General features: G+C 68.1%; 21 protein-coding genes. 11 read left to right on the top strand and 10 right to left on the bottom strand.

Annotated elements, in window-relative coordinates; genetic code table 11:
- Window positions 1–169: 169 nt before the first annotated feature.
- Together ACZ7MF_RS14670 and ACZ7MF_RS14665 are read left to right on the top strand one after the other, a co-directional pair.
- Window positions 170–1,651: a hypothetical protein gene (locus ACZ7MF_RS14670; protein WP_471477132.1), complete on the top strand. Its 1,482-nt coding sequence runs from the start codon at window positions 170–172 to the stop codon at window positions 1,649–1,651.
- Window positions 1,652–2,214: 563 nt separating this feature from the next.
- A complete protein-coding gene (locus tag ACZ7MF_RS14665) occupies window positions 2,215–2,826 on the top strand; it encodes a DUF998 domain-containing protein (protein WP_471477131.1) in 612 nt (203 codons plus the stop codon).
- Between the two features lie 21 nt (window positions 2,827–2,847).
- On the opposite strand, the gene ACZ7MF_RS14660 is transcribed toward ACZ7MF_RS14665, so the two are convergent.
- From ACZ7MF_RS14660 to ACZ7MF_RS14650, 3 genes are all read right to left on the bottom strand, one after another.
- Window positions 2,848–3,258, bottom strand: coding sequence for a DUF2625 family protein (locus tag ACZ7MF_RS14660; RefSeq protein WP_471477243.1), 411 nt, complete (start codon window positions 3,256–3,258; stop codon window positions 2,848–2,850).
- 201 nt (window positions 3,259–3,459) lie between these two features.
- Window positions 3,460–3,792, bottom strand: coding sequence for a type II toxin-antitoxin system PemK/MazF family toxin (locus ACZ7MF_RS14655; protein WP_471477130.1), 333 nt, complete (start codon window positions 3,790–3,792; stop codon window positions 3,460–3,462).
- A 302-nt stretch (window positions 3,793–4,094) separates the two neighbouring features.
- Window positions 4,095–4,835: a nitroreductase gene (locus ACZ7MF_RS14650; protein ID WP_471477129.1), complete on the bottom strand. Its 741-nt coding sequence runs from the start codon at window positions 4,833–4,835 to the stop codon at window positions 4,095–4,097.
- Between the two features lie 101 nt (window positions 4,836–4,936).
- On the opposite strand from ACZ7MF_RS14650, the gene ACZ7MF_RS14645 reads away from it, so the two are divergent.
- Window positions 4,937–5,530: a TetR/AcrR family transcriptional regulator gene (locus tag ACZ7MF_RS14645; protein ID WP_471477128.1), complete on the top strand. Its 594-nt coding sequence runs from the start codon at window positions 4,937–4,939 to the stop codon at window positions 5,528–5,530.
- A 133-nt stretch (window positions 5,531–5,663) separates the two neighbouring features.
- Here the strand turns inward: ACZ7MF_RS14645 and ACZ7MF_RS14640 are convergent, their stop codons facing one another.
- Window positions 5,664–7,322 carry an alpha/beta hydrolase gene (locus ACZ7MF_RS14640; RefSeq protein ID WP_471477127.1) on the bottom strand — a complete coding sequence of 553 codons (1,659 nt, stop codon included), beginning with the start codon at window positions 7,320–7,322 and terminating at the stop codon, window positions 5,664–5,666.
- A gap of 113 nt (window positions 7,323–7,435) precedes the next feature.
- The gene (locus ACZ7MF_RS14635; RefSeq protein ID WP_471477126.1) at window positions 7,436–7,945 is read right to left on the bottom strand and encodes a hypothetical protein; all 510 of its coding nucleotides are present in this window, start codon (window positions 7,943–7,945) and stop codon (window positions 7,436–7,438) included.
- 272 nt (window positions 7,946–8,217) lie between these two features.
- Here ACZ7MF_RS14635 and ACZ7MF_RS14630 point away from each other — a divergent pair, with 272 nt between their 5' ends.
- Window positions 8,218–8,838 carry a TetR/AcrR family transcriptional regulator gene (locus tag ACZ7MF_RS14630; RefSeq protein ID WP_471477125.1) on the top strand — a complete coding sequence of 207 codons (621 nt, stop codon included), beginning with the start codon at window positions 8,218–8,220 and terminating at the stop codon, window positions 8,836–8,838.
- Window positions 8,839–8,985: 147 nt separating this feature from the next.
- On the opposite strand, the gene ACZ7MF_RS14625 is transcribed toward ACZ7MF_RS14630, so the two are convergent.
- Window positions 8,986–9,621 (bottom strand): TetR/AcrR family transcriptional regulator, encoded by a 636-nt coding sequence (locus ACZ7MF_RS14625; protein WP_471477124.1) that lies wholly within the window; start codon window positions 9,619–9,621, stop codon window positions 8,986–8,988.
- 146 nt (window positions 9,622–9,767) lie between these two features.
- Here ACZ7MF_RS14625 and ACZ7MF_RS14620 point away from each other — a divergent pair, with 146 nt between their 5' ends.
- On the top strand, window positions 9,768–10,526 hold the full coding sequence (locus tag ACZ7MF_RS14620; RefSeq protein ID WP_471477123.1) for an SDR family NAD(P)-dependent oxidoreductase: 759 nt from the start codon (window positions 9,768–9,770) through the stop codon (window positions 10,524–10,526).
- Window positions 10,527–10,670: 144 nt separating this feature from the next.
- Here ACZ7MF_RS14620 and ACZ7MF_RS14615 read toward each other — a convergent pair whose 3' ends face one another.
- Window positions 10,671–11,792: an FAD-dependent oxidoreductase gene (locus ACZ7MF_RS14615; RefSeq protein WP_471477122.1), complete on the bottom strand. Its 1,122-nt coding sequence runs from the start codon at window positions 11,790–11,792 to the stop codon at window positions 10,671–10,673.
- Between the two features lie 268 nt (window positions 11,793–12,060).
- A complete protein-coding gene (locus tag ACZ7MF_RS14610) occupies window positions 12,061–12,453 on the bottom strand; it encodes a winged helix-turn-helix transcriptional regulator (protein ID WP_471477121.1) in 393 nt (130 codons plus the stop codon).
- Window positions 12,454–12,559: 106 nt separating this feature from the next.
- On the opposite strand from ACZ7MF_RS14610, the gene ACZ7MF_RS14605 reads away from it, so the two are divergent.
- The 4 genes from ACZ7MF_RS14605 (at window position 12,560) to ACZ7MF_RS14590 (ending at window position 15,533) form a co-directional block, all read left to right on the top strand.
- Window positions 12,560–13,393, top strand: a complete 834-nt coding sequence (locus tag ACZ7MF_RS14605; RefSeq protein ID WP_471477120.1) for an enoyl-CoA hydratase/isomerase family protein — start codon at window positions 12,560–12,562, stop codon at window positions 13,391–13,393.
- Window positions 13,394–13,601: 208 nt separating this feature from the next.
- A complete protein-coding gene (locus tag ACZ7MF_RS14600; RefSeq protein WP_471477119.1) occupies window positions 13,602–13,970 on the top strand; it encodes a VOC family protein in 369 nt (122 codons plus the stop codon).
- A gap of 486 nt (window positions 13,971–14,456) precedes the next feature.
- Entirely contained in the window at window positions 14,457–14,894 is a 438-nt protein-coding gene (locus ACZ7MF_RS14595) for a pyridoxamine 5'-phosphate oxidase family protein (protein WP_471477118.1), read from the top strand.
- Between the two features lie 297 nt (window positions 14,895–15,191).
- Entirely contained in the window at window positions 15,192–15,533 is a 342-nt protein-coding gene (locus tag ACZ7MF_RS14590) for a hypothetical protein (protein ID WP_471477117.1), read from the top strand.
- A 96-nt stretch (window positions 15,534–15,629) separates the two neighbouring features.
- Here ACZ7MF_RS14590 and ACZ7MF_RS14585 read toward each other — a convergent pair whose 3' ends face one another.
- Window positions 15,630–16,535, bottom strand: a complete 906-nt coding sequence (locus tag ACZ7MF_RS14585) for an arginase family protein (protein ID WP_471477116.1) — start codon at window positions 16,533–16,535, stop codon at window positions 15,630–15,632.
- An 81-nt stretch (window positions 16,536–16,616) separates the two neighbouring features.
- Window positions 16,617–17,387: an SOS response-associated peptidase gene (locus ACZ7MF_RS14580; RefSeq protein WP_471477115.1), complete on the bottom strand. Its 771-nt coding sequence runs from the start codon at window positions 17,385–17,387 to the stop codon at window positions 16,617–16,619.
- A gap of 548 nt (window positions 17,388–17,935) precedes the next feature.
- Here ACZ7MF_RS14580 and lepB point away from each other — a divergent pair.
- Together lepB and ACZ7MF_RS14570 are read left to right on the top strand one after the other, a co-directional pair.
- The gene (gene lepB / locus ACZ7MF_RS14575) at window positions 17,936–18,601 is read left to right on the top strand and encodes a signal peptidase I (protein ID WP_471477114.1); all 666 of its coding nucleotides are present in this window, start codon (window positions 17,936–17,938) and stop codon (window positions 18,599–18,601) included.
- 626 nt (window positions 18,602–19,227) lie between these two features.
- Window positions 19,228–19,983 carry a class I SAM-dependent methyltransferase gene (locus tag ACZ7MF_RS14570; protein ID WP_471477242.1) on the top strand — a complete coding sequence of 252 codons (756 nt, stop codon included), beginning with the start codon at window positions 19,228–19,230 and terminating at the stop codon, window positions 19,981–19,983.
- Window positions 19,984–19,992 lie beyond the last annotated feature (9 nt).

Below are 19,992 nucleotides of genomic sequence, written 5' to 3'. Positions count from 1 at the left end.
GCTCCTGGGCGATTTGGGCCAGGCAGCTTCCATTGGATCAGTCGGTTGCTGGTCCGGGTGTGCCGCAGGGTGCTGAACGGTGGCCCTTGGCGATCACGCGCCATATTTCGCGCGCCCTACGCGAACCTCACCCCTACGATCACCTGGTATGACTGCTGGAGGGACGGGAATGCTTGAGGACATCGAGGACGGGGCAGCGGCAGCGACACGACTCGCGGGAGGCGCGCCGCTTCAGAGCACGCTTGATGTCGCCGAGCCCGGTGACTGGCTCGCGCTGGACGCAGGAGTGCGTGAGGTGGCCTGGTACCGCCCGCAGTTCCTGCCGGAATGGGAGCACTCCGCCCCGCTGCCTGCCGAACTGACCCGGCTCGGTGAGTCTCGGCTCGCACTCGCCCTCTGCCACCGCGATGGGCGGATTCGTCAGGAGGCGGTGCGTGAGTCGGTCCGATACCCCGGTCTGCTGCCGTTGGTCGTGATCCGCTGCGCCGATTGGGTCGGCCCAGTGCGCGAGCCCGCCCGGAAGTTGCTGCGCGAGGCCCTCAACGTGGACTCTGCCGTCGACCTCGCGCCGCTCATCCTCCGTGTCGGCCGCCGCGACAGAGGTGCCTTCGGCGTCGATGTGCTCGGCCAGATCCTGGGTCAAACATCCCACGGGCAGCTCGCCGTTCTCTTCGCTCACCCCGACCGCATCGTCCGACGGTTCGCGTACCGGCTGGCCATCGAGGGCCAACTGCTCCGTCCAGCTGAGCTGGCCCGCGCGGCCGCCGGGGACCAGGACACCGTGGTCCAGGACCTGTGTGCCACAGCGGCGCTCACGGCTCTGGGAGATGAGGAGGCCTACGAGGGTGTGGTGCCTCCACTGCTGTCCGCGCGCAACCCGCGCACCCGTTCAGCAGGCGTCACCGCGCTGAGACGGGCGGGGCGGCCAGAGCAGGCGGAGCCGTTCCTGAGCGACCGTTCGGCGCTCGTGCGCGCTTGCGCCCGGTATGTCGTACGACAGCAGGGTGCTGACCCGGCGGTCTGGTACCGAGAGCGGTGCACGGCATCGGACGACCCCGAGTTGCCGCCGGGTGCGGTCATCGGCCTGGCGGAGTGCGGAAACCGCGCGGACGCCGGACTGCTGCGGCTGCTGCTCGTGCACCCGTCGGCCGGGGTACGGGCGCGAGCGGTGGCAGGACTGCGGGCACTGGACTGCGCGGATGCGGAGCAGTTGCGGCCACTTCTCGACGACCCTGCCGCCGGGGTCGTCCGCGAGACCGCCGTCGCCCTGCTGCCCTCGGCCAGGGAACTGCCCGCCGACTGGCTGTTGGAGCGCACTGGCACCGATCGGCCGCGGCACGTCCGCGTCGGCGCATTCCGGCTGCTCGACGCGCGCGGCGGCACCGTGGCGCTACGGGCGGCGGTCGGTCTGTTCCAGGACCCGGACATGAAGCTGCGCACCTGGGCCGCGCAATCAGTGCAGCGCTGGCACCCGTCGCCGGACGGGCGGCGCGGCGACGCAGAGGTGGGTGAACTGCTCGACCAGAGCCGACACCTCCTCAGCGACTACGTGCTGCGCCGGCGCAAGTGGGAAGCCGGGTTGGACAACGGGACTGACCAGGTCATTCGTGCATTCCGCGCTGCCACGTCCGCGAGTGGGCCCGCCGATTAGAGGACGGGACGCTGCCCTCGCCGCGAACAAGGTCGTCGCACACGGCACCGGGCCGAGACTTCACGAGCCAGTCCTAGTCATCGCCGGACGCCTAAGGCCAGCAATCTCTGGCCACAATCTGGTGTGCGTACTGGTCGTCGGGGCCGATGTCTTGGACTACCTGCGGTCACGCAGCGCCGCCTCCATACCCCGCTCCCGAAGCGATCTGTTAAGTCTTCGACGGGCGTGGCTATCCGTGAGGGCGCGCTCCGTAAGTTCTGGAATCCGATCCGCTCGGGCCAGCAGATCCATGTGCCACAGATGGTTGTCGTGCATGTCCGGAGCGTCGGAGAAGCACTCGGCGTGGGCGCTTACCAGCGCGATCGCCACATCCCATTCTTGAAACTGTTCCGCCGCCCGAGCCCGCTCCAACCACTCCACAGGACGAGTATCGCCTGTCGCCCCAGCCGGAGCGGAGGCACAGGTCGACGCCTGAGCAGGCGATTGCACGTTTCGGTTGACTGGCCCCCATCCCCATGTCAACCAGGGTTGACACGCCCGTCCTGTCAACATAAGTTGACGAGATGGGTGGTCAAACGCTACTTGCCTGCGGGATGGCCGCAGGTCCTCTCTTCACCGTCGCCTACCTACTGGGAGGCGCCAGCCGTGGGGACTACAAGCCGCTCCGTCATCCCGTCAGTTCGCTCGCCCTCGGCCGGTCCGGGTGGACGCAGGCTGTCAACTTCCTCGTCACGGGCTGGCTGTCGCTGATCTTCGCCGTGGGCCTGTGGCGTGCTGGGCCTTCCCGCTGCGGCGCACTGCTGATCGGCGTGTGGGCCGTCGGCCTGCTGGGCGCCGGTGCCTTCCGCACGGATCCGGTGAGCGGTTACCCAGTCGGCACTCCCGATCAGCTACAGCGCCCCACCCGCGCAGGGGCTCTGCATGACCTGTTCTCCCTCATCGGATTCCTCGCCCTTGCTGCGGCCTGCTTCGTCTTTGCCCTCTCCAACTCACCGGGCTGGGCCCTCTACTCGATCGCCAGTGGCGTGCTCTTCGCGGCCACGATGGCGCTGGCCAGTGCCGCGTTCAGCCAGCATCAACGCTGGGTGGATCTGGGCGGTCTGATCCAGCGCGTCTCGCTCACGATCGGCTGGACCTGGCAGACGCTGCTCGCCGTGCGCATTCTGCGCAGCTGACAATTCTCCCATACCCGCTGGTCACGACAGGGATGGGCCCGTCGCCGTAGGCCCGCCAAGCTCCATGCCGACAAGCGGTAGGACTACGACCAGTCGAGTCCTCGCATCGGCTGGCCCGTCACCGTTGGACGTGGAGCAGACGGTGGCGTGACTGGCCGGCCCGGACCTCGTCTCGCCAGCCGGGCCAGTGCAGAGCCGCATAGAACTCACCCACGCCGAATGCCCGGCTCCCAGAGCCTCCCAGCGAAGCGTATCCGGGGCGAAATACACGATCTCACCGGGTACCCCGGGGCGGCCGGCGCCGGCGGGAGCTCCGCCGTTGAGAGCGAAGACGCCACCCAGCACGTCATGCGCAACCACCAGACCGGCATCGGGTCGCCACGCACAATCGAACGCTCCTGGGAACTGATTGACCCGGGCCAGACCCGGCATCACCCCGTCCACGGGGCTGCCAAAGACCCTCACCTAGAACGGCTAGCACAATGACGTACGGCTCCACTCCCGGTAGTCCGCCGGGAGTTCCAGAGGAGGGTCTCATGGATGCGGGCGGCCCGAGGTTCCCAGCAGATCCGCCGGCGTCGATCGTCTGGACGAGATCGGCCACGCCATCGGGGGCGTCCGCTCCCTCTCGGCCTACGCGAGCCCGCCGAGACGGAGAGCATCGTCGATCTCGCTGAGCTTCGTCGAGGACAGGGCGCCCGCCCGCTCGATCAGGTCGTCTCGGGACACGGTGGTCAGCCACGTGCAAGGGGTAAACCCTGGACGCGGCAACGCGATCCGCAGCACGCCTTCAAAGGGCAGCCCTTCCATGGCGCCGACTACCACTTCGACGCCCAGACCGCTGATGTCGACGCCCGCCGGAGCGACGACCTGCATCACCCGGATCCCGGACGGGCCCTCTCCCGACAGCAGTACGACCAGCCGCCGCTCGTCGAACTCGACCCACCAGACTTCGCCACGTTGCACATGTCCTCCTGATACAGGACGGCAGGCGGACGCTGCGCGGCCCTGAGGCGCTGTGGAGACGGTGCGGCCATCGATGATCAGCAGTGAGTGAAGGCTGAAGAACATCGCGGTGGCCGCAGGTCACAGCGTAGTCCCTGCCCTCCGGCAGAAGGCGTCCCGATCCCAAAACCGGCAGGCAGTTGAGCATGGGTGTGGCCCCGGCGCAGGTGGGCGAGCGCGAGCAGGACCTGGCGACCCACGCTCGGGCGTCGCCAACGGGTGCCGCGCTCTCATGGCTGTGACCAGTACCTTCGCGACCGGCTCTAGATGTGGAATGTGGTGGTTGCCTCCAGTGCCGCCCGGCCGGTCGTGACCCGGTTCACCGGCGCGTTCTCATCGGCGTAACCGAAGGAGATCCCCACGAGCAGCTTCCCCTCGTCCACTTCAAGTTGGTCGCGGACGGTGTCGGCGTAGAAGCTGAGCAGACCCTGCGGGCAACTGGCCACGCCATGGGCGGTCATGGCCAGCAGCAGCGTCTGCAGGTAGGCGCCGGCGTCGGCGGCCAGTCGCGGCCCGCCGTCGCCGGTGACGAACAGGAAAGCGGCATGGGGCGCCCCGTAGAAGCCCAGGCTCTCCGCGTCGTAGGCCGCGCGGGCCGTGTGGTCCTCGGGGCCGATGCCCAGCGCTCCGTACAGATCGGCGCCGAAGACGGCCCGCCGCTCCTGGTGAACCGGTGCGTACATGTCCTCGGAGTACGGGTAGTCGGCCGTGAGACGTCGCTCGGTATGAGCCGTTCGCAGGGCGTCGGCCAGACGGTCTCGCCGCGCGCCGCCGACCACCTCCACCCGCCACGGCTGCGCGTTGGAGTTGGACGGCGCGGCGCCGGCCAGGGAGAAGATCCGGCGCAGAGTGTCCTCGGGCACCGGGTCGGGACGGAAGGCGCGAGTCGCGTGGCGCCCGCGGATCAACTGCTCGGCGTACTCCCACGCTCGTGTCCCGCCCATCCGTGTTCCGCCGGTGGGCGCCTCGCTCGTGCGCGTCCGGGTGGAGACCGGTCCGCTCATGGAACTCTCCTTCGATCCATCGAAGTAAACGGGATCGTTTACATGGAACGCCACTATAGCCAGCCACCCCTCCGAAGTAAACGAGAACGTATACTTACGTCATGACCACGGTGACGACGGCGTCTCGACGGCAGGGACGCGGAGGACGGGAGCGCATCCTGGCCGCCGCAGCCGGGCTGTTCGCAGCCCAGGGGATCAACGCGACCGGCATGGAACAGATCGCGGAGCGGGCCCCGGTGTCCAAGCGCACCCTCTACGCGCACTTCAGGACCAAGGACGAGCTGGTCCTCGCGCACCTCGAGGACCTCGCCTCGACGGGGCGCACGCTGGAGGGCGCGCTGGCGCGGAAGGACATCCCTCCCAGGGAGCGCATCCTCGCACTGTTCGATCCGCCCCCGGCCGGCACGGATCCGGTTCGCGGATGCCCGTTCATCGATGCCGCCGTGGAGTTTCCCGACCCGCAGAACGCGGTCCACTCCTATGCCCGCGAACGGAAACTGCTGATGGTGCGCCTGGTCGCCGACCTGGTGACGGAACTGGGCTGCCGCGAGCCCTCCATCCTCGCCGAGCAACTCGTGACCCTCGCGGACGGCGCCGCGAGCCGCGCCATGGTGCTGGGCGATCCGGACTACGGTCGGCACGCGCGGACAGCGGCGGAGATCCTCCTGGACAACGCGCTGCCGACCGCGACCTGACCGGCCCCGCCGGGTTGCCCGGTATGCCCAGCACCTGATGCCAAGATCCGCCGGGCAGTACCTTCTACGCGCCCGCGCCCAGCACGGTCGTGTGCACCCTCCCGGACGGCAGCCCAGTGACCGCCGCAGACCTTCACACTGGGCTCCTGCCCGCGCCGCCGGGCTGGGACAAGGAGACCGTCCTGGCGTTCGGGAAGACGAGGGGGCGGGTGGTGGCTGGTGTTTCTGTCATGCATACGGTGCCGTCGGCGGGGTGGGTGCCGTGGATGAGGGCGGCGTCAACTGCGCTGTTGATGCACGAGTTGGTGCCGTAGGAGCCGTGTCCGACTCCTTCACGCGTGAGCAGGACCGCAGAGTCCAGGGTTCGGGTCATGTTCTCGGCCCAGTGGTGGGGGGTGACGGGGTCCAGTCGGCCTGCGACCACCAGTGTCGGCGGCGTTCCGGCGCCGGTGAGCGGCTTGGTGACGCGGTCCTTGTTCGGCGCGGGCCACCGAGCGCAGTTGAGGGCGGAGTAGGCGGCCCGGGTCCCGATCCGCTTGGCCTCGGTGACGGCCTTGGTGGCTGCGGCCTTGTGCGCGGCGATGTCGACCGGGGTCTGCCAGTCGACGCAGCGTACCGCAGTGTGGGCTTCGAACATCGCGGTGGGGACAGGGAAGGGGGATACCGTGACGCTGCTCCACAGGGTGTGCAGGGGTGCACCGTTGCCGTCCTGTGCGGCCAGCAGCGCCGAGGTCAGCAACGGCCAGGTGTTCTGGTCGCCGGCCAGGGCCCGGGTGGCCTCCAGGGCCATGGCTCCGTCGAGTTCACCGCCCGGGGTGACGCCCTTGGCGGGTGCGATCTTCAGCGGCTTCGCTTCCAGTGTGCCGATCAGTGTGTCGAACGCCGCCTGCGGGTCTCCCGCTCCGAATGGGCACACTGCGGTCCCCTTCGTGCGGCAGGTCTTGAACCAGGCGTTGAGCGTCCGTTCGCTCGCCACGGCGACGTCGTTGAGGAAGGTGAGGGAGTTGCCGAACCACAGGTTGGTGTCGACGGGCGCGTCGAGCACCATCTGGCGGACGCGGTGAGGGAACAGGGTGGCGTACATCGGGCCGACCACGGTGCCGTAGGACAGGCCGTAGTACGTGATCTTCTCCTCGCCGAGCGCGGAGCGGACCTGGTCGATGTCGCGGGCCACGTTGTCGGTGGACAGGCTGGCCAGAAACTCCTTGCTCTGGTGATCGACGCAGCCTTCGGTGAACGCGGCGGCATCGGTCAGCAGCCGCGGCAGGGGTTTGCCCCCGGGGACGGCCGGGTCGAAGGCGGTACCGGCGGCGTCGGCTCGCTGCTTGTCGGTCAGGCAGCGAACGGCCCGCGATCCGCCGACGCCGCGCGGGTCCATCGCGATGATGTCGAATCTGGCGAGCACCGTAGGCGAGAAGGCGCCCGGAGTGCCTGCTGTCTTGGGCAGATTACGCAGTGTCTCCGTGGCGGAAACCCCGGGTCCGCCGGGGTTGAAGACCAGGCTGCCGATGCGCTGGTCGGGATCGGTGGCCCGGTGCCGCATGACCGCGAGCGGGATCTGCGCGCCGTCGGGCTCGGTGTACTCCTGCGGCACCTTGATCGTGGCGCATTCGAGGTTCTTCCCGCACGTGCTCCAGGAGGGCGGGTCCGGGGACGGGACGGACGCCGACGCGTCCACTGCGGACGTGCCGCGCACGCCCGACGCTCCGGACGAACACCCGGTCAGGACGATGAGGGCTGCGGCGAACGCCACCCCGTACCGGGCGGCGGGCCTTGACCTCGACTGAATCATGTTGATGTTCCCTTCTCCGTACTCGTGTCGTTCCATGCGACCGGGCCGTGCCGGTCGCCCAAGAAGCCAGCCGGCGAGGGCTGACGTGGTCGTGCCTTCCTCACTTCGAGGAGTCAGTGACCGGCCGCGTCGAGCAGAGAGGAGTACCGCAGGCGGAGGGCACGCTCCATGCTCGCCAGAACGGCCCCGCACCCCAGTGCGAGGTTCAGCCAGATCGGCAGGTGTATCGGCGACTCGAACGTGCCGACCCGCTGCGCGACGGGAGGGATGCGAAAGACCGGTTCAGCGAGCTGCAACAGGTTCAGGCCCACACCGATGACAAGCAGCAGCACCGATCCGATGCCGATCGCCCGGCTCAGTCCCGGATGGCGCGCGCCGAAACGCGCCCGCCGTCCCTCCGCCGAGGCATGGTCGGGCGTGAGCTGACGCGGCTGTCCGCCCAAGGGGCGGTAGTGGCACCGTTTGATGCCGTAATTGCTCATCGCCACCTCGATGACACCGCCGTCGACGGGGAAGACCGCGGGCAATTTCGACTCGGCCACGTGTCTGCCGTCCAGGAACAGATGCGCCCGGATCTTGCTGTTGTCCAACCGCGCCCAGTGCCGCACGTCGATGGCGTGCACGCCGGCGTGTCCGTCGGCACCGGGAAGCCGTAGCCAGAACAGGGAGCGCAGGGGGAGCTGCCACCAGCCGGAACCGCTGCAACTCCCTGCCGTCTCCCGGCTTGAGGCGCTTCGATGCCGCCCATTGTTTCCACGCCATGCTCCGCACGCCCCTTTGCACATCAGCCGCGAACATCACTAGTACAGTGTGTTAGCGAGAACGCTAGCACACTGTGCTAGTACGGCGTGCTAGTACACTTAAGGAAGCTGGGAGAAGTGAGGGAGAGTGCTGCATGGAAACACGCGAGAAGATCCTCCAGGCCGCTGCGGAAATGATCGCCGAGGACATCGCGGCGAAGCTGAGCGTGCGCGCGGTCGCCGCGCGCGCGGGAGTGAGCACCGGCTCACTGAGGTTCCACTTCCCCACCCAGCGCGCCCTGCAGGACAGCCTGCTCGCGAGGATCTACGAACACCTCCTGCCCGGCGACCCGATCCGGGACCGGACACTGCCGCCCCGGGAGCGGCTGCTGAACTGCCTGCGTCAGGTCCTCGCACCGCTCGGCACCCACGAGGACGCCCGAACCGCATGGAGCACGATCTATCGGAGCTTCATCGAACCCGAGCCGACCGAACCGGTACGCGCCGCATACCTCGCCCATGAGCGGGAGGCGGAGCGCCGCGTCGAACACTGGCTGACCGTGCTCGCCGAGGAAGGCGCACTGCCCCCGGGAGACCACACCCGCAACGTCAGGTTCCTTCTCACCGTCCTCAACGGGCTCTCGGTCGAACGCGCCCTGCCCACCCGCGAATCCGTCCTCATCGCCGAGATCGAGACCCTCAACGCCGCCGTCGACCACGTCCTCTCCCCCGGTCCCGCACCATCCGCCGGGCCGACTGGGCCGACTGGGCCGTGAACCGAACCACCCGCCCCTCTCCACCTGTTACACCCGACGGCAGATGATCTACTCCTCAGACAGCCGTCGCAGCGCCTGCGCTTGCCGGGAGGACGCCCTGGCCGCGGTCGAGCGGCTGGCAGCGGGTGTCGAAGTTCCAGCTTCGGGTCAGGCCGGCGGGTCGGGGCTGTATCTGGCGAGCATCGTCTGGACGGCCTCTTCGACGACCTTGTGGATGTCGGAGGTTGCGGGGTTCCAGCCGGTCAGCAGCATGCGGGGCCACAGGACGTAGTTCGCGATCATGCCGAGGAACTGGTTCGCGGCGCTCTCGGCGTCGGGCACATCAGCGTTGCCCGCTTCACGCTCGGCCTCCAGGTAGCGCTGGACGGAGACGAAGTAGGGCAGTTTGCCGAGCTGGAACTGCAGCCGTCCCAGCTCGGGGAAACGCGGCAGTTCGGCGATGACGATCCGGAACAGGCCTGTCATGCGGGGCTGGCCGATCAGGTCGGCATAGCGGTGACCGATGGCCGTCAGCCCGGAGCGCAGATCTCCCGCCTGTGGCCCCGCGGCGGTATCCCCGGCGTCGCGCTGCCACGACTCGGTGACGATGGCCTCGAAGAGGGCCGCCTTGGTGGGGAACTGCTTGAACAGGGTGGACTTCGAGACCCCGGCCGCTTCGGCGATCCGTGCGAGGGAGGTGCCGTCGTAGCCACGGCCCAAGAACAGTTCTGTGGCCGCGGAGGTGATGGCCTCACGCTTCTGCTGGGCGAGACGCCGGTGATGCGCGGTGAGTTCTGATGCCATACGAAAAGTATGCCGTAGCCCCGAGGCGAGTCACTTGACTCGCCTCGGAGGTCCGCTTACGGTGCACCAACAAGGCGAGTCGAGTGACTCGCAACTGTTCGGTGGCACCTGGGCGCATCCTGGTGGTCGCACGGTGGAGGAAGTTCATGACAATCGACAAGATCGCATTGGTGACCGGTGCGAATCGCGGACTCGGGCGCAGCGCGGCCGTCGCCCTGGCCACACGCGGGGCGCGGGTCGTGATCACCCACCGCGGCGATGCGGCCGGGGCTGAGAAGACGGCGGAACAGGTGCAGGCCGTGGGTGGGACCGCCGCTGTTCTCCGGCTCGACATCAGCGACGTCTCCTCCTTCGCGTCCTTCACCTTGGAACTGGGCGCGCAGCTGGAGCACTGGGGTACGTCGCGGCTCGACATCCTGGTCAACAACGCGGGAGTGGGAGTGTTCGGGCCGCTGGAAACTGTCACGATCAACGACTTCGACACGGTGATGGGAACCAACGTCCGGGGCACGTTCTTCCTCATCCAGTCGCTCGTGCCGCTGCTGGCCCAGGGCGGCCAGGTCATCAACGTCTCGACGTCATTGACCCGCCACACCAGCCCCGCCACCTCGGCCTACTCTGCCTCGAAGGCCGCCGTCGAAGCACTGAGCCGCACCCTCGCCGCAGAACTCGGACCTCGCGGCATCCGGGTCAACTCCATCGCACCTGGGCCGACCGCCACCGACTTCAACGGCGGAGCGATGCGGGACGACGCCGGAATGCGCCAGGTTCTGGCCGGACAGACCGCGCTCGGCCGCGTCGGCGAACCTGAGGAGATCGGCGACGCCATCGCCACGCTGGCCTCCGAGGGACTGCGCTGGGTCACCGCACAGCGCATCGAGGTCTCCGGCGGCGCCCTCCTGTGACGCCGGGCGGTGGCCGGTAAGGAAGCAGGCGCGGGGAGAGCCGGCCCTCGCGGCACCTGGTGGATGGTGTGCCGCCAACAACTCCCGTTGCGCCGGGTCGAGTTCTGCGCCGGGCACGCCCGCCATGATCGCCAAACTGAGGTATCAGAAGCGATCGAACAGGGCGACTACGCTCTGCGGCGCCTCCTGGCCGAAGAACACTTTCAGGTTCTGTGCCGAGCGGCCGGCGGAGTCGCTGCTGCGCGGGAACAACCGCTCTTCGTAGGCAGCGAGCGCAACCTCGATGTCGGGTTGCTCCACCAGCCCGTTCGCCAGGTCAGCTCCGTCGAACATGGCGAGGTTCGCGCCCTCGCCGGCGAAGGGGGACATCAGATGCGCGGCGTCGCCCACGAGCGTCACGCCGGGTGACCGGTCCCATGTGAGTCCGACAGGAAGCGCGTAGATGGGCCGGAGCCACGGTTCTGCCTCGCTTTCAGTCACGAAGGCGGTGAGCAGGGGCGACCAGCCGTCGAATTCGTCGGCGAGCCGACGGAGGCCCGTGGACGGGTCGCCGAAGTCGATCGACCTCATCCACTCCTCGGGCTTGTTCAGCGCTGCGTACCCGCGTACGCGCCCGTCGGCGTAGCGGTGGGCGATGATGCCTTTGCCCGGCGCGACCGCCATCAGCGTGCCGCTGCCGATCGCAGCCACGCTCGCCCGACAGCCCTGGGCACCTGCGCCGAGAGCGATCTCGATGAAGCAGGTGCCGCTGTAGAGCGGCTTGGCGGGCGTGAGCAGTGAACGCACCTTCGACCAGGCGCCGTCCGCGCCGATGACGATGTCGGCGCGCGCGGTGGAACCGTGCACGAAGGTGAGGTCGTGGCCGCCTTCCGGACGGTGCCGGATCGAAGCGAGCTTGTGCCCCCACCTGATCGTCCCGGGCGCCAGCGAGTCGATGAGCAGGCGCCGCAGCTCGCCGCGATCCACCTCTGGGCGGGCCGAACCGGGGTCCGCAGGCTGGTCGAACAGGATCGTGCCGCGGCGGTCGACCACCCGCTTGGCGTCTTCGCCCGGGCGGACGAGCTTGAGGAACTCGTCGTAGAGACCGGCGGCGCGAACCGCGGCCTGTCCGGTCTGTTCGTGGATGTCGAGCAGGCCGCCCTGCGTACGGGTCGTCGCCGAAGCCTCAGCCTCGTAGATCGTCGCGGCGACGCCGTGAGCTTGCAGTACTCGGGCAGCCGTCAGCCCGCCCAGTCCCGCTCCGACGATGACGATGGTCTTCTGCATGCAGCGCTCCTCGGTTGCGTCGGCAGGGGCCGACGATGGTCTTCGCCGGGAAGCGGACGAGATGTCCAGTCCCGGTAAGGAGACGCTCAACGATCAGAACGATCTGCATCGATGTACGGGCGATGTCCCGCGGCGAACCCACGGAACTTCGCTTTTCGCGACACGGTGACTATAACTCGGGATCCCCCTATCTCGGGACCCCCTTCGCAGCAGCCGGGCCGTTCACCTGCGGCGCTCGCGGGCAAGATCACGGGAACAGACTGGGGTATCAGGCGTCAGCCCTGGTGTCGTATGCCCGCTGGCAGTTCTGGATCTCTCCGCTGTGCTCGACGGTCCAGTCGTAGAGCAGGCCGAACGGCTCGCGCAGGGACTCGCCCAGAGGTGTGAGCGAGTACTCGACGCCGACCGGCGAGGTCGGCAGCACCGTGCGCCGAATCATGCCGTTGCGCTCAAGACGGCGCAGTGTCTGGGTCAGGACACGTTGCGTGATGCCCTCCAGTCCCCGCTTCAGTTCGTTGAACCGCGTGGGCCGCTCCAACAGCGCCATCACCATCATCGACCACTTGTCCGCTATCTGGTCGAGGATCGGTCGGCTGGGGCAGTCCGCCCGGAAAACCGTCCGTGTTTCGACGTCAACGCCGGGCAGATCGGTGTCCTTCATGATCCTAGGTACTCCCAAAGTGCGTTCTTGACCATCTGGGCGCCGCCACCGACGGTAGGTATGCATCGCAAACCTACATGCCCATCGGTAACCGACGGAGAACCTCATGACGAACGATGCCGAATCGACCCTGCACGTGAGCAGCGAACACGGCGTCGCCCGGATCGTCCTCGACAATCCCCCGGTGAACGCGCTCGGAACGACGACGATGCGTGAGCTGCGGACCGTGCTGACGGACCTCAAGGACGATCCTTCGGTCCGCGTGATCGTCTTCTCGAGCGCCGACCCTGAATTCTTCATCGCTCACGTGGACATGCACGTCGGCGAGGAGATGGACGTCCTCCAGGAACTCGCCGCATCCGCTCCGGCAGACGTCAACGTGTTCCAGGCGATCGGTGAGCTGATCCGCCACCAGCCCCAGGTGACCATCGTGAAGCTCGCGGGGAAGGCCCGCGGAGGCGGCGCGGAATTCGTGGCCGCAGCGGACATGACGTTCGCCGCCGTCGAGACCGCTGGACTCGGTCAGATCGAAGCGCTGATGGGCATCATCCCCGGCGGAGGCGGAACGCAGTACCTCCGCAACCGCGTGGGTCGCAACCGCGCACTGGAGGTGATCCTCACCGCCGACTTGTTCGACGCCGAGACCGCGGCGTCCTACGGCTGGATCAACCGGGCCCTGCCGGCCGACGAGCTCGACGAGTACGTCGACCGTGTCGCCCGCAACATCGCCGCACTGCCCGACGGTGTCATCGAAGCAGCCAAGCACTCGCTGCCCGCCGATGACTTCAAGGAAGGGCTCCTGCGTGAGAACCATGCCTGGGCTTCTACGTTCAGTCTGCCGACCGCTCAGCATCTGATCAGCAAGGGCCTGCAGGCGGGGGCACAGACGCCGGCTGGTGAACGCGATCTTGAGGGACTGATGCGCAGCGTTGCGCGCTGATTGCCGGACGGGCACATGGCACATCGTTGACGCTGCGCCATCTTGAAGTGGCTGGTCGGTCGGTGTGGTGTGACCCCGTTTCGGGCTGCGTGCACCGGTCGTGGGCGGCAGTCTGGGGTACAGATCGTCTGGCAGGGCGGTTTTGCCGATGAGTTCACCGTCCTCAAACGGTCTACCCAGCGACACGACCGTTCTCGACAGGAGTGCCATGTCCACCATCCAGCCAGTGATCATCACTGCCGACCAGGACGTCCTGCTCGGCTTCTATACGAAATTGTTCGGCGCCGAGGAGATCTTCCGGGTACCGGCGAAAGGCCCGGCCTTCTACCTCGGCTTGCGCATCGGCGACACCGACCTCGGGCTGGTGGCCAAGAAGAACCCGGGGACCGGAACGGCACCGCGAATCCTGCTCAGCATCGCTGTCGACGACGTCGACGAGATGCTCGGCCGGGTGACGGCGCTGGGCGGCTCGGTCCGCAGCGGCCCCAACGACATGCCGTGGGGACAGCGCGTCGCCCACATCCAGGACCCCGACGGCAACCCGGTGAACCTCACCCAGCCGATCCCGGCCCAGTGACGCTTTTCCGGGTGCTCGTGCTGGTCGTGGGCTGCCTGCGGTAGACATCATTTCCCTGTAGTGGCCTCTCTTGCGCGGCAGATTCAACAATCTGTCGCTAGGGCTCGGCCGCCATTCCGCTTCGAGGATGCTGAACAGCTCGGAGTCCCGCCAGCCGTCCCGGATCAACGCGGTGTGCCGGTGCCGCCCCTCGTACGTCATGCCGAGCTTGCCCAGCAACCGAGACGACGCGAGATTGCGGGGGTCACAGGTCGCGTAGTTTGGGCGTGCGACCAGGCCTCGACGGCGGTTTGCACGAACGCGCGCGTCTGATCCTCGGTGTTCGGCCCCCAAGGCTGGTAGCGACAAGCCTCCTCGAGGCTGGCCCAGGAGTGCACTGTTTGCCAGTCGTTGAGCGCGAGCTTGCGCCAAGCCACGATCTACGGCTGGAGTACTAGGCCGAAGGTCGGGGTATTCGCCGGTGTTTGGAAGGACGAGCATGGTGGCGTGGCACCTCCCGCCTTTGACATTGACGCCTTCCTCAGTCAGCCGCTCACCGCGCGCATCGCTACCGATGGACCTAGCGTGCGGCCTGTGTGGTTTTTGTGGGAGGAGAACGCCTTCTGGGTTCTGACCGGACCGTGGACCCGGCTGTTTCACCGAGTGAGCGCGGATCCGCGGATCGCTCTTGTGGTGGACGTATGTGACATCGCTACGGGGCTGGTCCGCCAGGTCGTCGCCCGGGGCCGTGCCGAACTTGTTCCTTTCGATGTCCCGCGTGGGCGCCGCAAGTTGGTCCGGTATCTGGGAACGGATGAGTCCCGTTGGGATGCACGCTTCGTCCACTACCTGCATGATGATCCTGACCAGCGCGGCACCATGTGGCTACGGCTGACACCCTCCTCCCTGACAGCCCATGATCTGAGCTATACGGCCACTCGCTGAGCTTGCTCTGTCTACCAGGATCTGCCAGGTCTACCGACGGCCTTGCTCGGCAAGGAACCACCGTCGAGCCCTCGATCAACAAGATCAAGCAGTTCCGAACAAGTGCCGGACCAGGCAGAACGGGTGCCCTGCAGGGTGGGCGTAGTCCGCTGCCCGTTGGAAGGCAAGGACGAGGCCGGACGGCGTGTGCGACGTCGTCCAGCTTTCGTCGAGTGACCATCGCCAATCTCGCCGATTCAAGGCCCCACCGAGCAGCGACTGGTAGATTCGGGCACGTCTCACTCCGGAGGGCCATTCATGGGCTACCAGGAACGTCGAGTCGAATTGATCGCTAAGCGGGCCGCACCACACCTGGAGCCCGGCGAGCAGATCCAGACGGGATTCATCACGCTGACGGGTTGGTGGATCTTCACCGTGCCGGCGGAGACGTTCGTCGTCACCGACCGCGCGATCCTGGTCGTGGGTCGCGGCGAGGCGCACCGCCTTCCGCGCGACTTCTGGTTCGGCCAACCGACCGGGCTGTACCACCTGATCGAGCTCGACCGTACGTACAAGGTGCATCGGCAGTGGTACCCGGAGCTGAACGCAGCCGACGAGGCCCTGCGTGAAATGCAGAGCCGCGGGACGCACGAGGGCTGACCGAGTGCTGCTCCTCATGGTCGTGTGCGTGAACTGCTGACTCCTGTCGCCGTGTTCGGAGCACTCGGCCCTGGAGGCTGGCCGGAACGTCGCGCCTCAGTCGGTGGTGAAGGCGGCCACCACCAGGTCGGTCAGGAGGACGCCCGCGCTGCCGTCGGGGTCCAGGTCGGGGTCGTAGATGGTGACGTTGAGCCCCACACAGCGCGGGGACCGGACGAGCGGGCGCAGCAGGGCTGTGAGTTCGCCGGGAAGCAGGCCGTCGGGGTCCGGGCTGTCGACCGCGGGCATCAGCGAGGGGTCGAGGACGTCGGCGTCAAGGTGGACCCAGAAGCCGTCGAGGGCCGTGGCCTCGAGATCGGCGGTGGCCGCGGCGCCCAGGCCGGCGGGGTCGGTACGGCGCAGGTCGGAGACGGTGGTGACGGGCACCTTCAGCCCGCGCAGTTCGGCGACGTCCTCGTCGTCCACGAACGCGTCCCGGGTGCCGAAGAGCCGGACGTCCTCGTCCCGGAGGTAGGGCCGCAGTCCTTCGAGGTCGGTCAGGTCCTCCTGCCCGCGCCCGGTCGCGAGGGCGAGTTCCTCGCCACCGGCGGCGCCGATCCGGTCGGACGTGCCCGGATGACGGAAGTCGGGAGAGGCGTCGATCGACACCAGGCCGTACCGGCCGAGGCGGCGCAGGGCCAGCGCGGCGCCGAGCTGGATGGAGCAGTCCCCGCCGAGGACCAGGGCGAAGTGACCGTCGGACACGTGCGCCTCGATGCGGTCGGCGAGGGTGCGCGTATAGGCGGCGATGGCCCGTGCGTTGAAGACGCCGTCGCCCTCCTGCCAGTCGCCCCGGTCGTAGCGGGGCGGCACGACGACGCCTCCTTCGAGGGCGGCGAGCCTGCGTACGATCCCGTTGTCCCGCAGCGTCCCGGCCAGCTTGTAGCAGCCGGGGACGGTGCCGGGGGCGGGCGGGCGCAGGCCCAGGTTGGAGGGGGCGTCCATGACCATGATGCTTCGCATGGCGTCATCCTTGCCGCCGGGCGGATGGTGTTCAACCGGTCTTTCGCGGGGCGACGGTTGTTCTTCGGCCGAGGGGGGGGCTCAATCGGACGGAGTGGCGCCGGTTTCCGGGCCGGTGACCGCCTCGACCAGCTGGGGGCCGTTGTTGCGGACGTTGTTGACCGCCGCGGAGACGGGGCGGGCATCGAGCCGGCCGCGGGCGGGTTGCTCGAGGAGGTCGCGCAGCGCGCCGGTGTCCTGGCGGGAGGGATCGAGCCAGACGTCGTAGTGCTCCTCGGCTACGGTCAGCGGCATGCGGGGATGGACGCGTCCGGCGGCGTCGGTGGCGTCGGTGGTGATGATGGTGCAGGTCGTCAGCCAGGCCGACGGGTCGTCGTCGTGCCCGGCGTCCGGGTCGCGCCAGTACTCGTACAGCCCCGCCAGGGCCATCACCTGGTCGTCCGCGGCGTGGATGAAGTAGGGCTGCTTCCGGTTCCTTCCCGTCTCCGGGTCCTCGATGCGCTGCCACTCGTAGAAGCCGTCGGCAGGCAGGAGGCATCGGCGCCGGGCGAACGCTGTGCGGAAGGCCGGCTTCTCGTGCACCGTCTCCACCCGGGCGTTGATCAGCCGGGCGCCGATCTTCGTGTCGCCGGCCCAGGACGGCACCAGGCCCCAGCGCAGCCTACGCAGGTGCCGTACCGCCGGAGCGCCGGCGGAGGTGTCGCGCGAGGTGCGCTCGAGCACGGCCCACACCTCGTCGGTCGGCGCGACGTTCCAGCTCGGCGCCAGGGGATCGCCGAGGTCCTGGTCGGCGATCTGGAACCGCCTGGCGAGGTCCTCGGGGCTGCGGGTGGAAACGTACCGGCCGCACATGGAACAACTGTCGCTCACTCTCGGCGCCTGCCGCGACCGCACCGACCACCGTGTCGCACGCCGGGGGCGCCTCCGACCCTTCGTGCACACGGCTTCCGGGTGCGGCACAGCCGATTCGGCGAGGCGCGCCGCCACTGCGCCGGTCGGGCGAGGCCGACCAGGGTGCTGGTGCGGCCGCCGAGGAGGGACGCCCATGGGAGACTGCCGTCACTGGCCGCATCGTCCGGGACGGGCCGGTGTGCGTCATCGTCGCGGCGGCCTTCGCGTTGTCGTCCCGGCGCATCCGCCGGGTCAGCCTGTCGTCGCGCTCCATGCCCTGTCCACCTTCGGCCTCCATGTGCGACCGTACGCGGCTCTCCGACCGGGCGACGAGTCGCCGACGCCGCCCGCCGGGCATGGCGGTCCGACGGTCCCTGGGAGTGGAGCGCCTTCGACGGAGGCCCCGCTGGTCCGGCCCCGTGTGGCCTCGGCGGAAGGTGCGTTTCCGTCCGGGACCGCATAACCTCTGCTGGTCCGCCCGCCCGGGGCGGTTCCGGGGAGGGGCGTTCATGCGGCAGCGGGGAGCGGGCGGGCGGCTGAGAGTCGCGGGCTGGGTGTTGGTTCCGCTCGGGTTGGTTCTGGTGCTGGGAAGCACCGGCTACTTCTTCGCGCGTCACCAAGGGGTCACCGTTCGAGGCGAGTCGATGGAGCCCACGTACCGCCAGGGCGAGCACCTGGTCGTCGAGCGCATCGGCGCGGACGAGATACGCCGAGGCGATGTCGTACTCGTCCGCGTGCCCGGCCGATACGAGGGCGCCCCTGTCCTGCGGCGGGTCATCGGGACGGGCGGTGATCACGTGGAGAGCGACGGGGACCAGGTAACGGTGAACGGGAAGCCGGTCGACGAACCCTACGTGCGGCGAGACGAGTTCACCCCCGCAGCCGCACCGTACGATGTGGCGGTGCCGAACGGGCGGCTGTTCCTGCTGGGTGACAACCGGGGGAACTCGAACGACTCACGCTTCTCCCTCGACGAGCAGTCGGGCAGCGTCGCGGCCTCCGGAGTGCTCGGGCGGGTGCGGGACGGGTTCGTCGTACCGCCGGTGTTGCTGACCGTCGGCGGGCTCGGGATCGTGCTGGCCGTGGTCGGGGCCGGCCTGGGGATCAGCGGGTACACGGCCCGGCGGGCGGCCCGGCGACCGCTCGCGGCTGCGCCGCCATGGGCCGCGGTGTGAGGGTCCGCACCGCAAGGACACGGCCCTGCCTCGGCGGGCGGCTCAATAGCCACCGGGCGCTGCCCTCACGTGCACGCCTCAGGCCGCCCAGTTGGCTTTGACCGTGAAGGCTGGCTCTGGTCCACTTGCTGTGGCGCGAGCAACGACTTCCTCCTCGGCCGCGCCGTCCGGCTGGTCCCGCTGTCCGTCGACCATGCCGAAGCGCTTTTCCCCTCTGCCTCGGATCCCGAGGTGTGGCCCCTATAACGCTGAGTCGAAACTGCTGCTTCTCGGGTATGCCTTCGATGATCTGGGCTTCGCCTCGATCGACTCCACCAACACGTTCTCCAGCGAGGAGAACAGCAACTCTTCGGGTGGCAGCTGCACTTCGTTCACGGCGCAGCACTGTCGACCAGTTCGCCCACCGGGCGGGCGATTTTCGGGCTGTCTCAGAGACCCTCACGAGACGATCGACAGCCACGCTGCGTACGGGACCGCACTAAGCGGACCAGAGCCCACTCAGACGGACAACTGACAACCCACAAAAGCCGTCAGAGCCATCCTTGCGAAAACCGTTGGTGCCCGGCTTGCTCCGCTGATGGACTGACGTCCTACCGTGAGTCTGCCGCGTGACGGGGGTAGTGGTTGTGACAGGTTATGACGTGCTTGCCGAGGTGTACGAATGGCTCATCTCGGATGCAAAGTTGCCTCCGGCCGAGTTCGCTGCCTCGTTCGACGACGTCCTCAATCACCTGCCGTCGAACGCTCACGTCCTCGACTGTTCGTGCGGAACCGGACAGTTGGCGGTTGGCCTCGCCGGTCGTGGCATGCAGGTGGTCGCGACTGACGCCAGCGAGGCGATGGTTCGTCGGACTACAGAGTTGTCTGAGGAGTTCGGGGCATCCGTCCGGGCCGTACGGGCGGACTGGGAAGAGTTGCCCGAGCATTTCCAGGACAACTCGTTCGACATGGTGTTCTGCGTTGGCAACTCGCTTCACCATGCCACGGGCGCGACAGGCAGGGGTGCTGCTCTGGAGTCGATGTCACGGCTTCTGCGCCCCGGCGGGCGCTTGGTACTCACATCCCGCACTTGGGAACTCGTGAGGGCCAGAGGTTCCCGGCTGGAGATCAGCGACCGACTCGTCCGCCGGAACGGTCGCGATGCCGTCGTGGTCTACCGCTGGGAGATTGCGCCGCATTGGGAGGCGGAGCACCACATCGAGATCGCGATCGCGCAAGTTGATGCGACCGGGTTGGTTCTTGTCCGCTCGGAACTGCTGTCCTGCTGGCCGTACCGGTACGAGGAACTCGAAATCGAGCTGCACCGGGTCGGACTCCAGACGGAACTGAGCACGTTCGATCTTGAGGCCGAGAACTACATGGTGGTCGCGAGCAAGGTATGAGCTCGGCCA

The sequence above is a fragment of the Streptomyces sp. NPDC111628 genome (genome assembly GCF_055635195.1).
The sequence above is the reverse complement of the archived record's forward strand: the minus strand, read 5'-3'. Positions and strand labels throughout refer to the sequence as shown.

Bases quoted from the DNA above. Each gene is read 5' to 3' on its own strand.
- ACZ7MF_RS14670 (WP_471477132.1), top strand. From the start codon at position 170: ATGCTTGAGGACATCGAGGACGGGGCAGCGGCAGCGACACGACTCGCG.
- ACZ7MF_RS14665 (WP_471477131.1), top strand. From the start codon at position 2,215: ATGGGTGGTCAAACGCTACTTGCCTGCGGGATGGCCGCAGGTCCTCTC.
- ACZ7MF_RS14660 (WP_471477243.1), bottom strand. From the start codon at position 3,258: ATGCCGGGTCTGGCCCGGGTCAATCAGTTCCCAGGAGCGTTCGATTGT.
- ACZ7MF_RS14650 (WP_471477129.1), bottom strand. From the start codon at position 4,835: ATGAGCGGACCGGTCTCCACCCGGACGCGCACGAGCGAGGCGCCCACC.
- ACZ7MF_RS14645 (WP_471477128.1), top strand. From the start codon at position 4,937: ATGACCACGGTGACGACGGCGTCTCGACGGCAGGGACGCGGAGGACGG.
- ACZ7MF_RS14640 (WP_471477127.1), bottom strand. From the start codon at position 7,322: ATGATTCAGTCGAGGTCAAGGCCCGCCGCCCGGTACGGGGTGGCGTTC.
- ACZ7MF_RS14630 (WP_471477125.1), top strand. From the start codon at position 8,218: ATGGAAACACGCGAGAAGATCCTCCAGGCCGCTGCGGAAATGATCGCC.
- ACZ7MF_RS14625 (WP_471477124.1), bottom strand. From the start codon at position 9,621: ATGGCATCAGAACTCACCGCGCATCACCGGCGTCTCGCCCAGCAGAAG.
- ACZ7MF_RS14620 (WP_471477123.1), top strand. From the start codon at position 9,768: ATGACAATCGACAAGATCGCATTGGTGACCGGTGCGAATCGCGGACTC.
- ACZ7MF_RS14615 (WP_471477122.1), bottom strand. From the start codon at position 11,792: ATGCAGAAGACCATCGTCATCGTCGGAGCGGGACTGGGCGGGCTGACG.
- ACZ7MF_RS14610 (WP_471477121.1), bottom strand. From the start codon at position 12,453: ATGAAGGACACCGATCTGCCCGGCGTTGACGTCGAAACACGGACGGTT.
- ACZ7MF_RS14605 (WP_471477120.1), top strand. From the start codon at position 12,560: ATGACGAACGATGCCGAATCGACCCTGCACGTGAGCAGCGAACACGGC.
- ACZ7MF_RS14600 (WP_471477119.1), top strand. From the start codon at position 13,602: ATGTCCACCATCCAGCCAGTGATCATCACTGCCGACCAGGACGTCCTG.
- ACZ7MF_RS14590 (WP_471477117.1), top strand. From the start codon at position 15,192: ATGGGCTACCAGGAACGTCGAGTCGAATTGATCGCTAAGCGGGCCGCA.
- ACZ7MF_RS14585 (WP_471477116.1), bottom strand. From the start codon at position 16,535: ATGCGAAGCATCATGGTCATGGACGCCCCCTCCAACCTGGGCCTGCGC.
- ACZ7MF_RS14580 (WP_471477115.1), bottom strand. From the start codon at position 17,387: ATGTGCGGCCGGTACGTTTCCACCCGCAGCCCCGAGGACCTCGCCAGG.
- lepB (WP_471477114.1), top strand. From the start codon at position 17,936: ATGCGGCAGCGGGGAGCGGGCGGGCGGCTGAGAGTCGCGGGCTGGGTG.